The 13,079-nt window shown below is 65.9% G+C and carries 9 protein-coding genes and 2 pseudogenes; 6 read left to right on the top strand and 5 right to left on the bottom strand.

Annotated features, from left to right (window positions below; translation table 11 throughout):
• On the bottom strand, positions 1 to 816 hold an 816-nt coding region (locus AC6LJ5_RS08180), incomplete at its 3' end, for an ABC transporter permease subunit (RefSeq protein WP_498140228.1).
• 125 nt (positions 817 to 941) lie between these two features.
• Positions 942 to 1,958: an amino acid ABC transporter substrate-binding protein gene (locus tag AC6LJ5_RS08185; protein WP_103272245.1), complete on the bottom strand. Its 1,017-nt coding sequence runs from the start codon at positions 1,956 to 1,958 to the stop codon at positions 942 to 944.
• A gap of 292 nt (positions 1,959 to 2,250) precedes the next feature.
• Here AC6LJ5_RS08185 and AC6LJ5_RS08190 point away from each other — a divergent pair, with 292 nt between their 5' ends.
• The 3 genes from AC6LJ5_RS08190 (at position 2,251) to cheD (ending at position 5,053) form a co-directional block, all read left to right on the top strand.
• Complete coding sequence (locus AC6LJ5_RS08190; protein WP_103272244.1) at positions 2,251 to 2,955, top strand: cell division ATP-binding protein FtsE; 705 nt, start codon at positions 2,251 to 2,253, stop codon at positions 2,953 to 2,955.
• On the top strand, positions 2,952 to 3,860 hold the full coding sequence (locus tag AC6LJ5_RS08195; RefSeq protein ID WP_498140229.1) for a cell division protein FtsX: 909 nt from the start codon (positions 2,952 to 2,954) through the stop codon (positions 3,858 to 3,860). The genes AC6LJ5_RS08190 and AC6LJ5_RS08195 overlap by 4 nt, the downstream gene beginning before the upstream one ends.
• A gap of 407 nt (positions 3,861 to 4,267) precedes the next feature.
• Entirely contained in the window at positions 4,268 to 5,053 is a 786-nt protein-coding gene (gene cheD, locus AC6LJ5_RS08200) for a chemoreceptor glutamine deamidase CheD (protein WP_498140230.1), read from the top strand.
• An 80-nt stretch (positions 5,054 to 5,133) separates the two neighbouring features.
• On the opposite strand, the gene AC6LJ5_RS08205 is transcribed toward cheD, so the two are convergent.
• Positions 5,134 to 8,751: an indolepyruvate ferredoxin oxidoreductase family protein gene (locus AC6LJ5_RS08205; protein ID WP_498140231.1), complete on the bottom strand. Its 3,618-nt coding sequence runs from the start codon at positions 8,749 to 8,751 to the stop codon at positions 5,134 to 5,136.
• 371 nt (positions 8,752 to 9,122) lie between these two features.
• Here AC6LJ5_RS08205 and mutY point away from each other — a divergent pair, with 371 nt between their 5' ends.
• Positions 9,123 to 10,190 (top strand): A/G-specific adenine glycosylase, encoded by a 1,068-nt coding sequence (gene mutY, locus AC6LJ5_RS08210; protein WP_498140232.1) that lies wholly within the window; start codon positions 9,123 to 9,125, stop codon positions 10,188 to 10,190.
• 140 nt (positions 10,191 to 10,330) lie between these two features.
• On the opposite strand, the gene AC6LJ5_RS08215 is transcribed toward mutY, so the two are convergent.
• Positions 10,331 to 10,969: an outer membrane protein gene (locus AC6LJ5_RS08215; RefSeq protein ID WP_498140233.1), complete on the bottom strand. Its 639-nt coding sequence runs from the start codon at positions 10,967 to 10,969 to the stop codon at positions 10,331 to 10,333.
• A gap of 656 nt (positions 10,970 to 11,625) precedes the next feature.
• Between AC6LJ5_RS08215 and AC6LJ5_RS08220 the strand changes: the two genes are divergently transcribed.
• Positions 11,626 to 12,195: a GNAT family N-acetyltransferase gene (locus tag AC6LJ5_RS08220; protein WP_498140234.1), complete on the top strand. Its 570-nt coding sequence runs from the start codon at positions 11,626 to 11,628 to the stop codon at positions 12,193 to 12,195.
• Between the two features lie 45 nt (positions 12,196 to 12,240).
• A pseudogene (locus tag AC6LJ5_RS08225) lies at positions 12,241 to 12,729 on the top strand (integrase core domain-containing protein); the annotation flags it as partial.
• Positions 12,730 to 12,731: 2 nt separating this feature from the next.
• Here AC6LJ5_RS08225 and AC6LJ5_RS08230 read toward each other — a convergent pair.
• Positions 12,732 to 12,863 (bottom strand): annotated as a pseudogene (locus tag AC6LJ5_RS08230) (hemagglutinin repeat-containing protein); the annotation flags it as partial.
• Positions 12,864 to 13,079: the final 216 nt, after the last annotated feature.

The following is a 13,079-nucleotide window of genomic DNA, read 5'->3' on the forward strand; positions in this document are numbered from 1 at the left end:
GGACATGCCGGAACTGAAGGGCTTCAACTTCTCGGGCGGCCTGACGCTGTCGCCGGAATTCGCCGCGCTGCTGGCCAGCCAGCCGGCCAGCGGGCCGAGCACGATCAGGCCGATGGCGGCGCGGCCCAGCGGGAACACGCGTCCGGTGGCTTCCTGGCGCTTCCTGCCCCAGTGGCCCAGGAACAGGATGGCGACGATGGCCACGGCCAGCCCGACCAGCATCCAGTCCAGCGAGTTGCCCTCCAGCCCCGGCACCTTCAGGCCGCGGTTGGAGATGAACACGCCCGGCAGCGGGTTGTGCGCCTGGCGCGGACCCGGCATGTTTTCCGTGATCAGCGCGTACCAGAAGAACAGCTGCAGCAGCAGCGGCACGTTGCGCATGACCTCGACGTAGATCGAAGTGATCTTGGCGATCAGCCAGTTCTTCGACAGCCGGCCGATGCCGATCAGCGTGCCGAGGATGGTGGCCAGCACGATGCCGATGACCGCCACGCGCAGGGTGTTGAGCAGACCGACCCAGATGGCGCGGCCATAAGTGTCGGCGGGTGTGTAGGAAACCAGTGTCTCGCCGATGGCGAAGCCGGCCTCGCGATTGAGGAAGCCGAAGCCGGTGGCGATGTTGCGCACCGCCAGGTTGTGCAGGGTGTTCGATACCAGGAACCACACGGCCAGCGCTACAGCGCCCAGCGCGACCACCTGATACACCACCGCCCGCACGCCCGGATCGTTCCAGTTCAGCCGCCGCTTGGGAGCAAGCTGGGCGCCCGCGGAAGGCCGCGGCGCCGGCTGATGGGCATTATTGTTGGAATTCGTCATGAATCACTTCTACAGAAGTCGGATACCGGGCGGCGGCGCCTTGCGGGTCGCGCCGCCCACTCCTGCCGCCCGCTCGCGGCGGGCAGGGCGGGACATCGGGTCCCGCCCCCGGGCAGCCCCGCGTGTCAGCGCACGGGCCAGCCGTACATCAGGCCTCCGTTCTTGTACGAAGCGTTCAGGCCGCGCTCAAGCTTCATGGCGCTCTTCTGGCCGAGCGTGGTCTCGAAGCTCTCGCCGTAATTGCCCACCTGCTTGATGATGTTGTAGGCCCACTTGTCATCCACGCCCAGGTTCTTGCCCATGCCCGGGGTCACGCCCAGGATGCGCTGGATGTTGGGGTTGGTGCTCTTGGTCATCTCGTCGACGTTGGCCTTGGTGATGCCGTATTCCTCGGCTTCCAGCATGGCGTTCAGCGACCAGCGGACCACATTGAACCATTGCTCGTCACCCTGGCGCACCATGGGGCCCAGCGGCTCCTTGGAGAAGCCTTCCGGCAGGATCACGTACTTGTCCGGGTTCTCAAGCGTGGTGCGGGTCGAGGCCAGCTGCGACTTGTCGGTCGTGAAGGCATCGCAGCGGCCGGCCGAGAAGGCGCGGATGATCTCGTCGTACTTGTCGATCACGACGGGCTTGAATTCGATCTTCTGGCCGCGGAACCAGTCGGCCAGGTTCAGCTCGGTGGTGGTGCCGGGCTGCACGCAGATGGTGGCGCCGTTCAGTTCCTTGGCGCTCTTGACGTTCAGGTCCTTGGAGACCATCACGCCCTGGCTGTCGTAGTAGTTCACGCCCACGCCGATCAGGCCCAGCGTGGTGTCGCGCGTCAGCGTGACAGTGGTGTTGCGGGTCAGCACGTCGACCTCGCCGGACTGCAGCGCGGTGAAGCGCTGCTGCGTGTTCAGCGGCGTGACCTTGATCTTGCTGGCGTCGCCGAACATGGTGGCGGCGATGGCGCGGCACAGGTCCACGTCCAGGCCCTTCCATTCACCCTTGCTGTCCGCGATCGAGAACCCCGGAATGCCCGTGGAAACGCCGCACTGTACAAACCCTTTCTTCTTGACGTTGTCGAAGGTCGCGCCCGCATGGGAAGCTGCGGAAGCAGCAAACAAGGCGGCGCCGACAGCAGCGAGTTTCAGTACTTTCATCGTGATCTCCGTGTGGGTGAATCGAAGCCGGTAACCGGGCCGTGTGGGCCCTGCACATGCGCCGAATGGTAGCGGCGGCGCAGCAAGCGGCGCATCGGGGAATTCCCTCGAAATATAGGGACACTGGATCAATAAAACGATCGTCCATCATGAAAAATGGGGACGGCTTTTCGTTGGAAGATCTTGTGTTTCCGCACGGTCACACGCGTGTTTTGGAAACGTCTTCATCACGCGGGAATGCGTCCGCATCCCTGTCCCCGAGTTACTATTGCGGCTTCATCCGACAGCCGCCATGATCGAATTCCAGCACGTCTTCAAATCGTATGGCCGCGGCCGCAACATCCTGGCCGACATCAACTTCCGCGTCAGCGCGGGAGAGTTCATTTTCGTGTCCGGGCCGTCCGGCGCCGGCAAGTCCACCCTGCTCAAGCTGATCGGCGGGCTGGAGCCCGCCAGCCGCGGCTCCATCCAGGTCAACGGGCAACGGCTGGACAAGCTGCCGGCCCGCGCGCGCCCCTATCTGCGGCGCGCCGTCGGCGTCATCCTGCAGGACACCCATCTGCTGTTCGATCGCAGCGCGTTCGAAAATGTCATGCTGCCGCTGGCCGTCACCGGCCAGGCCTGGGACTCGGCGGCCGCGCGCGCCCGCGCGGCGCTGGACAAGGTCGGCCTGTCGGGCAAGGAAGAACTGAACCCGATCGAGCTGTCCGGCGGCGAGCAGCAGCGCCTGGCGATCGCCCGCGCCATCGTCAACCGCCCCGCCATCCTCATCGCCGACGAGCCCACCGCCAATCTCGACCATGACAACGCGCAACGCATCATGAATGTGTTTCGCGACTTCAACCGCGTCGGCGTCACCACGCTGATCGCCTCGCACGACCAGGAACTCATGGCGCGCTACGCCACGCGCACCCTGCGCATCGACCCCGGCAAGTTCTCCGATTCCCACGGCCCGGCCACGCCCGCGCCGGCCGCCGGCGAAGGAGCGCAAGCATGAACGCCTGGCTGCGCCAACACCGCTACGCGCTCATGGTCACCGTGCGCCGGCTGATCAAGCAACCCTTCTCCTCCCTGGCCAACCTGCTGGTCATGGCCCTGGCCCTGGCGCTGCCGCTGCTAGGCAGCGCCATCCTGGTATCGGTGCAGCCGGTGGCGCGCCAGATGTCGGTCACGCCCGAGGTCACGGTCTTCATGCGCGTGGACGCTCCGGCTGGCGCGGCCGCCGGCGTGGCCAAGCGCATCCAGTCCGAGCACCAGGACGACATCCGCGCCGTGCGCGTGGTGGGCCGCGACGACGCGCTGGCCAGCCTGCGCGCCAATCCCGCCTGGCAGCAGGCGCTGGCCGTGCTGCCGGGCAACCCGCTGCCCGACGCGGTGGTGGTCACGCTGGCCGACGGCGAGGACCTATCGGGCCGCGCGGACCGGCTGGCCAAGATATGGAAGCAATGGGACCAGGTCGACCTGGTGCAGCTGGACAGCGCCTGGGTCCAGCGGTTGGAGGCCATCCTGCGCTTCGCCCGCATCGGCCTGGGCTTCCTGGCCGCCTGCGTGGCGGTCGTGGTGCTGGCGACGGTGTTCAACACCGTGCGCATGCAGGCGCTGTCGCAACGCGAGGAAATCGCCGTGGCGCGGCTGGTCGGCGCCACCGAATCCTTCGTGCGCCGTCCCTTCCTGTACCTGGGCGGCCTGTCGGGCGCGCTGGCCTCGCTGCTGGCCATTGGCGTCGCGGCGCTGGCCTTGTCGCCGCTGAACAACGCCCTGCTCGGCCTGGCCCGCAGCTACGGCGCCGAGTTCGCCCTGCGCCTGCCCGGCACGCCCGTGCTGGCGGGCGCCGTGCTGGCCGCCGCCGTGTTGGGCGCGCTGTCGGCGCGCTGGTCGGTCACGCGCAGCACACGTTTCTGAACCGGCGTCAAACGCCGTTCTAAAGCCCCGTATAAAGCACCTTCTTCCCCGTGATCGGGGAAAAGCCGCGCGCAGTCCCCGTGTAGGATGGTCCCAGATCATCCCGGCGGGACCGCGCGCGACTGGCGCGGCCCCTGCCCGCGGAGACGGCGAAACCCAAGTCCGGCCCTGAGGCGGCGGCCTTGCGGCGGCCGCCGCCGTGGAACGGAAAGAACAAAACACAGGAGACGCAGCCAGCCATATAAGCAGGGACGCATTGTCGCCGCCGTTACACAGCATTTCTCCCGCTGGTCTTGCGAATATGCAAGAATAAAGCGCAAATTTTTTACATATTTTGAAACGAATTCTGTTTTCCGTAGCAGTGCACTTCGTGTCCCTATCGTTGCCCTTGCCCAATATTCCGCGCCATGGTCTCCCGTCTTGAAGCTCGCGCAACGCGCCATTACTACGACAGCGCGTTCCAATGTCAGGCGGTGAAAGTACTTCCCAACGAGTACTACGTCACCGACGAAGACCTGATGATCTCGACCGTGCTCGGGTCGTGCGTCGCCGCCTGTATCCACGATCCCAAAACCGGGGTCGGCGGCATGAACCATTTCATGCTGCCGGAGGGCGACATGCAGTCGCCCGCCTCGGCCACCATGCGCTATGGCGCCTTCGCCATGGAAGTGCTGATCAACGAACTGCTCAAGGCCGGCGCTTCGCGCGACCGCCTGGAAGCCAAGGTGTTCGGCGGCGGCGCGGTGCTGTCCGCCATGCAGCAGATGAACATCGGCGAACGCAACGGCCAGTTCGTGCTGAACTACCTGAAGACCGAAGGCATTCCCGTCAAGGCCCAGGACTTGGGCGACGTGCATGCGCGGCGCATCAATTACTTCCCGCGCGACGGCCGGGTCATGGTGCGCAAGATGGCGCCGCACCACCAGCGCGCCGAGGAGATCATCGCCAAGCGCGAACAGGTCGCCGCGCAAAGCGTGCAGGCCAAGACCGAGAGCCCGCCGCGCGTCGAGCGCTTCACGCGCCCCGGCGTGGAGCTGTTCAAGCGTCCGGCGGCGCGGCCCGGCGTGGAGCGCTTCGACACCGCGCCCAACCGCCCCGGCGTGGAACGTTTCAACACCGGCGCCGCGCGCCCTGGCGTGGAGCGTTTCGATACCGGCATCACCCGCCGCAACAAGACGGAAACCACCGGCTGATTCCGGGCGGATCGGCGCGAACGCCGATCCGCGCCTGTCCGGCATCCCCCGTGCAGGGGCCACGACGCCCTGCCCCGTCTTCAGGCCGCCCGCGTCCCGTCCAGCTTCACGACCGTCGCGGTGAAATCCTTCAGCAGCGCCTCGCGACGCTGCGCCGCCCGCGCCATGGCTGCCTCCTTCACATGACCGTAGCCGCGTATTTCTTCGGGCACGCTGGCCAGCGCCACGGCACGGTCCAGGTTGCCGCGATTGAGCTTGGGCAGGATGGCCGTCAGCGTCTCGTGGTATTCCCTGACCAGCTCGCGCTCGGCGCGCCGCTCGGCGGTGTAGCCGAACGGATCGAAGCGCGTGCCGCGCAGGCGCCGCAGCCGCGCCAGCAAACGGAACAGGCGCAGCGTGCCCGGTCCGTAGGCGCGCTTGACCGGCTTGCCGTCCGGGCCGCGCCGCGCGAACAGCGGCGGCGCCAGATGAAAGCGCAGCTTCCAGTCGCCTTCGAACTGCTGCGCCACGCGACGCTCGAACTCGCCATCGGAGTACAGTCGCGCCACTTCGTACTCGTCCTTGTAGGCCATCAGCTTGAAGGCATAGCGCGCCACCGCCAGCGCCAGCCGTTGCGTGCCGGTGGCCTCGCGCTCGGCGCGCGCCACCTTGTCGACCAGGTCGGCGTAGCGCGCGGCATAGGCGGCGTCCTGATACCGGGTCAGGAACTCGCGTCTCACCGATACCAGTTGCTCCAGCTCGCCCGCGGGCTTCTTCAGCTCGGCCACCGGCGCGGCGGCGCGCGGACGCCGCAGTTCGACGATGCCTTCCGGATAGACCGACGCCGGCTTCGGCCCCTGCGCCACCAGCCGGTTCAGCCCGGCCAGGTCCTGGGCCGCGCGCCGGCCCCAGGCGAAGGCGGCCTGGTTGGCGGCCACCTGCTGCCCGTTAAGCTCGATGGCGCGCAGCAGCGACTCGCGCGACAGCGGCAGCCAGCCCTTCTGATAGGCATAGCCCATCATCAGCGGATTGGCGTAGATGGCATCACCCAGCAGCGCCACCGCCAGCGCGGCCGCATCCACCGTGTCCACATGCTCCTTGCCGCACACGCCTTCCAATTCGGAGGCCAGCGCCGCGCCGGGCAGGGTCCAGTCGGGATTCTTGACGAAAGCGGCGGTCGGGGCGGTATCGCTGTTGAGCAGCACGCGCGTGCGTCCCGGCGACAGACGCGCCATGGCGTCGGCGCTGGTGGCCACCACCAGGTCGCCGGCCAGCACCAGGTCCGCCTCGCCCATCGCCACGCGTGTGTTCATCAGCTGATCCGGCGCGGCGGCCAGCACCACGTGCGAATACACGGCGCCGCCCTTCTGGGCCAGGCCCGCCATGTCCAGCACCGAACAGCCCCTGCCCTCGATATGCGCGGCCATGCCCAGCAGCTGGCCGATGGTGACCACGCCGGTGCCGCCCACGCCGGCGATGAACACGCCGTAGGGCCGCGCCAGCCCCGGCGCGGCGGGCGCCGGCAGGGTGTCGTCGATCGCGCCTTCCGGCGCCAGCGGCTGCGGCTTGCGCAGCTTGCCGCCTTCCACCGTCACGAAGCTGGGGCAGAAGCCCTTCAGACAGGAGAAATCCTTGTTGCAGCTGGACTGGTTGATGGCGCGCTTGCGACCGAACTCGGTCTCCAGCGGCTCGACCGACAGACAATGGGACTGCTCCGAACAATCGCCACAGCCCTCACACACGCGCTCGTTGATGAGCACGCGCCGCGCCGGGTCGGGATAGGCGCCGCGCTTGCGACGCCGGCGCTTCTCGGTGGCGCAGGTCTGGTCATAGATCAGCACCGACACGCCGGCGTGGTCGCGCAGTTCGCGCATCACCGCGTCAAGTTCGTCGCGGTGATGCACCGGCACGCCCGGCGCCATGCCGGCCATGCCGCGATACTTGTCCGGCTCGTCCGTCACCACCACGATCTTGTCGATGCCCTCGGCCGCGACCTGGCGGCTGATCATGGGCACGCTGATGGGACCGTCCACCGGCTGCCCGCCGGTCATGGCCACCGCGTCGTTGAACAGGATCTTGTAGGTGATCGGCGCCTTGGCCGCGACCGCCGCGCGGATAGCCAGCAGCCCGGAATGGAAGTAGGTGCCGTCGCCCAGGTTGGCGAACACGTGCTTCTCGTCGGTGAAGGGCGCCTGGCCGATCCAGGGCACGCCCTCGCCGCCCATCTGGGTATATGCCTGGGTGTTGCGGCCCATCCAGGTCACCATGTAGTGACAGCCGATGCCGGCCATGCCGCGCGAGCCCTCCGGCACGCGGGTGGACGTATTGTGCGGACAGCCTGAACAGAACCAGGGCTTGCGCTCCTCGACCACGCGCGGGCGCGCCAGCGCCTGTTCGCGCGCGGCGATGGCGTCCAGCCGCGCCTGGATGCCGGCGCGCACATCCTCGGGCAGCGCGAAGCGCAGCAGCCGCGAGGCGATGGCCTTGGCCACCATGGCGGGCGAGAACTCGTAGTGCGCGGGCAGCAGCCAGTTGCCCTGCGGCACCGCCCATTCGCCGCCGTCCTTGTCATCGAACTTGCCGACCACGCGCGGGATCTTCTTGCCGCTGCCGATCCAGCCGAACAATTCTTCCTTGAGCTGGTATTCCAGCACCTGGCGCTTTTCCTCCACCACCAGGATCTCGTCCAGCCCGTCGGCGAAACGCTGCGTGCCGGTGGATTCCAGCGGCCACACCATGCCCACCTTGAACAGCCGCAGGCCGATGCGCCGGCAAACCTCGGGCGAGAGGCCCAGGTCCGCCAGCGCCTGACAGGTGTCCAGATAGGCCTTGCCCGACGTCATGATGCCGAAGCGCGCCTCGCTGGCGGGCACGTGCCAGGGCTCGCGGTTGAGCTGGTTGGCGCGCGCATAGGCCAGCGCGGCGTACAGCTTGTAGTCCAGCAGCCGCGCTTCCTGTTGCAGCGGCGTGTCGGGAATGCGGATGTTCAGGCCATCGGGCGGCAGCTGGAAATCCTCGGGCAGCAGGATCCTGACGCGCTCGACATCCACGTCGACCGAGGCGGACACCTCGACGATGTCGGTGATGCACTTCATGCCCACCCAGACGCCCGCGTAGCGGCTCATGGCCCAGCCATGCAGGCCGTAGTCCAGCACTTCCTGCACGCTGGCCGGAAACAGCGCCGGAATCATGCAGGCCTTCAGGATGTGATCGCTCTGGTGCGGCAACGTGGAGGACTTGGCCGGATGATCGTCGCCCGCCACCACCAGCACGCCGCCATGCGGCGAGGTGCCGGCGGCGTTGGCGTGCTTGAACACGTCGCCGCAGCGGTCCACGCCCGGCCCCTTGCCATACCACATGCCGAACACGCCGTCGTAACGCGCGCCGGGAAACAGGTTGACCTGCTGCGTGCCCCAGACCGCGGTGGCGGCCAGATCCTCGTTGATGCCGGGCTGGAACTCGACATGGTGCGCCTTCAGGTACTTGGCGGCCTTCCACATGTTCTGGTCCACGCCGCCCAGCGGCGACCCCCGGTAGCCCGACACAAAGCCGGCGGTGTTGAGCCCGGCCCGCGAGTCCCGCAGACGCTGCATCATCGGCAGGCGCACCAGCGCATGGATGCCGCTCATCCAGGCGCGGCCGGTCTCAAGGGTGTATCTGTCGTCCAGCTGGACGGATTCGAGGGCCGCCAGCACGGCCGGCGAAAGAGGCGCATTCATGTACATCGCTCCAGTGAGTGTCACTCGACCTGCAATCGCAATACATAAATCCACAGCACAAACCCGCCGCCGCGCCTGAAGTTGCCGCGCTCCGGCTTCCTCCGTTGGCAAAGAGGAAAGCGTCCTGGACGCCTGCGGCCATTATGCATTCAAGCGCGCGCCGCCGCACGCCTGCGTCGCGCGTCCCATGAACCCGGAATGCCGCCTCGACAGCCAAGGCAAACAGCCACGCCGGACACACGAGCCCTCCCCGCGCCAGCCCCTGACGCCGCACAAACGCGGCCGCGCGGATCCGGCTCCGCCGGTCCGCCACGGCGCCCCTTGAGGGGAAGCGCCGCAGGCGCTTCGGGGTGGGCCTTATACTTTCACGCATGGAATTTTCTCCCCGCATCGTCGCCTGGCAGCGCCTGCACGGCCGCCACGATCTCCCCTGGCAGAACACTCGCGATCCGTACCGCATCTGGCTGTCGGAGATCATGCTGCAGCAGACCCAGGTCGCCACCGTGATCCCGTACTACGAGCGCTTCCTGGCCCGCTTTCCCGACGTGGCCGCGCTGGCCACCGCCGCGCAGGAAGACGTGATGCCGTACTGGGCCGGCCTGGGCTACTACGCGCGCGCCCGCAACCTGCACCGCTGCGCGCAAGAAATCGCGCGCGACTGGCAGGGCCGCTTCCCGCCCACGGCCGAAGCCATCGCCACCCTGCCGGGGATCGGTCCCTCCACGGCGGCCGCCATCGCCGCCTTCGCCTACGGCGAGCGTTCGCCGATCCTGGACGGCAACGTCAAGCGCGTGTTCACGCGCCACTTCGGCATCGCCGGCGATCCGTCCAAGCGCGAGGTCGAACAGCGCCTGTGGGCGCTGGCCGACACGCAGGTCGAAGTGGCGCCGGACCTGGACATGGCCGCCTATACCCAGGGCCTGATGGACCTGGGCGCCACGCTCTGTACGCGCGGCAAGCCGGCCTGTGACAAGTGTCCGGTGGCCGATACCTGCGTGGCCAGGCGCGAAGGCCGCCAGGCCGAGCTGCCCACGCCCAAGGCGCGCAAGGCGGTGCCCGAGCGCGAGACGGCGATGCTGGTGCTGCAATGGAATGGCGCCTACCTGTTGCAGCAGCGGCCCGAGCCCGGCATCTGGGGCGGCCTGTGGAGCCTGCCCGAATTCGACGCGGCCGGCGATCCCGGCGCGGCGTCCCGGGCACTGGGCCTGGAACCGGAACGGCACAGCGCGCTGGCCGCGTTCTCGCATACCTTCACGCACTACCGGCTGCATATCCGGCCGTGGTGGGTGGAAGTGCGCTCGGCCGCGCTGCGCGAAGGCGGCCCGCCATCGCGCTGGGTGCCGGCCGATGAACTGGCATCCACCGCGCTGCCGGCGCCGGTGAAGAAACTGCTGACGGGGCTGGCGCAGGCGAATTCGGCCGAGGGTCGGCTGTTCTAAGCCTGGCAGGTGATCGGGCCGGCCTGAGGCAAGGCCCTGGGCAAGCCAGAAAACCCCGGAAAAAATGAACGCGGGCAGAGCCCGCTGCAATGGCCCTGCCCGCGCCGCTCGACCCGGCTGTCCGATGCAGTCGGCGCGCCTCAGAACTTGTAGGCGATACCCAGGCGCACGTCGTGCGTCTTGAAGCTGAGGGAATCGGACACGTCGCTGAAAATCTTGGCCTTGCCGAAATCGGAATAGCGATATTCAACGCGAGCGATCAGGTTGTCGGTCACGGCGTAGTCCAGGCCCGCGCCGATGGTCCAGCCCGTGCGCGTCTTCGATACATCCAGCATGCTGCCTTCCTCATCCCAGACCGACAGCTTGTATTTCCCATAGGAAAGACCCGCCGCGACGTACGGCAGGAACCGATCGACGGCATAGCCTGCGCGGATCCGGGCCGCGCCATTCCAACGCATCTTGATCGACGTTCCCACTTCGGGATCGCGGATGCCGCCGTCGTAGTACTTGCCATTGTTCTTGATATTCGCAAGGCTGAAATCCGCATCCAGGCCCAGCACCATGTTGTTGCTGAACTGGTGGTTGTAGCCGCCGTAGATGCCGCCCAGGAATCCGTCCGGGCTGAACTTGAGCTGCTCATCGATATCGCTGCTGTAGCGGGACGTGCCCGAGGCGTAGCCCATCTGCCCGCCGAGATAGGCGCCGGACCAGTCATGGCCCGCGGCGAAGGCGCTTGTCGAAGTCAGTAGAGCAGTCAATGCAGAAAATAGAAATTTCATAACCAGATCCTTTATTAATACACCGGGCTTAATGCTGTTTTTTCATCTGGGCGTCGAAGACGCGGATCAAGGCGCGCCACGCCGGCGATGAGCGAGAACTTCCGGCAGCCCGAACATGGCCGCTCACGCATCCCTGCTAGCGCATGCAACGTTGAGTCTTTATTCCCCCCTTTTCTATTCATGCCTCTTGTCCACGCCGCATCCGCCTTCGCATCACCAGCGCGCCGATGAAGTGACGAACATCTGGATTGCGAGGCAATGGGCACGGGGGATGCTACCGATTCCGTCCTCGCTTGTGACGCTGCTTGCGGGCTTCCGCAGGGCAAATCAGACGAAGTAACCGGTGAGGTTTGCGATGACTGGAAAATGTCTGAGGGAACTAGAAATGAGCGTGATCCGCGGATCAAGTGCCTTGGCAATCAATCGATCGAAAATGCACGAAAGTGGTATTCGCGGCAATCAGGCCGGCGGCATTCATGCGCGCTCGCGCATATGAGACTTTGAGGCAAGCAGCATCATGGGCAGATGAAGAGTCGCGGCATCGGGATGGATCACCTATCCAGAGGACGTGTTCACCGAGGCTGCTTAAGCAAACACCGGCTTGGGACTGGCGTCAGCTGGGTATCATCTCAGTACAACAGATATGCGGATTTTCCATGATGACGGAACTGAAGATCGAAAAGGCACGCGTCACCGACGCCAAGGCAGTCGTGCGCCTTATCGCCCTGGCTGACGAAGATGCCGTCCTGGAAATCTCGGGGCAGGCGAGCCTGCCCGAAGCCTTGCTCCACTACGAACGAGACTTCTCGCGCGCCGACGTGTACTTCAACGTCGAGAATGTGATGGTCGCGCGCAAGAACGACCAGGTTATCGGCTGCATCCTTTACTTCAAGGGAGCGGATGAAGACCGCTACGCGCCGCCGGACGGCCAGGCGGACGAGCTTCCGCGAGAGTCCGACGACGACGAAATCTACATTGATTCGCTGGCGGTCGATCCCGACCACCGGGGCGGTGGTATCGCCAAGCAGTTGGTGCGCGCCGTCATCAGGGAGACAGAGGCTGTGGGCTTGCACAAGGTCGGCCTGCTGGCCGATGTAGGCAAGCCCAACGTGGCAAGGTTCTATCTGGGCTTGGGTTTTACAGAAAGGCGGCGCATGCGGTACCTGAACGATCTGTACGCCAAGCTGGTGTATGAAATTCCGCAAGTCACGCCCGCACAAGCGTGAGCAGCATGGCGCGGAGGGCTTCGCGCACGTCAAATAGAGGGGTAGCACACGAGCGAGCTCGCGGCCGTCGACGCGTTCTTCGTCGATTCGTTCCGGGCGTAGGCGAGGGTTGGCTGCAAGCCGCCCAGGCCGGCTTGCCGCGGGGCGAGCAGCAAGGCCTGCGCATCGAAACTCTGCTCTCGGACAACGGCAGGGAATACCGCGGCAGGCCCGATCAGCAACCGTTCGAATTGTTCTTGCAACTGGAGGGCATCCAGCACCGCACGACCCGGGTCAGACGCCCGCAAAGCAACGGCTTCGTCGAGCAGCTGCATCGCACCTTGCTGGACGAGCACCTCCGCATTGAGGGCCGCACGGCCTGGGATGAATCGATCGACCAAATGCAGGGGGACTTTGATGCCTATCTGCAATCACTACAACTACGAGCGGCCGCATCAAGGCCGAATGATGGAAGGCAAAACGCCGGTACAGATGTTTGATGTCGGCAAGACCCAGCAGCCCGACCCGGAGGATGTGTACGCCGAGGCTGCTTGAGCTCACACCGGCTTGGGGCCGGTGTCAGGTGAATACCATCTCAGTACATCCTTGCTCTTGAACGTGCTCGTGTCTTGCGGGCTTTCGATGACAAGATTGCCGCCCGCGTCGGCCACCACCCGATTTCCGCTGGCGACCGCGCCGCGCGATAGTGCAGGCCAAGATGAACCGCAGGAACGTCAGCGTATCCGTATATCACTACCGCAAGGGTAGTCACGGAGCGCCGCAAGCGGGATGACTCCTAGATATCTCGTTGTCATAGCATTTTCCGATATATTGGTAATTCTTTTTCAGCATGCAGCGCTGAATCTGGCGAAACAATATGCCTGACTCCCGTCTTTCTTGTTCCG

Source organism: Achromobacter sp. 1011791174, assembly GCF_059760925.1.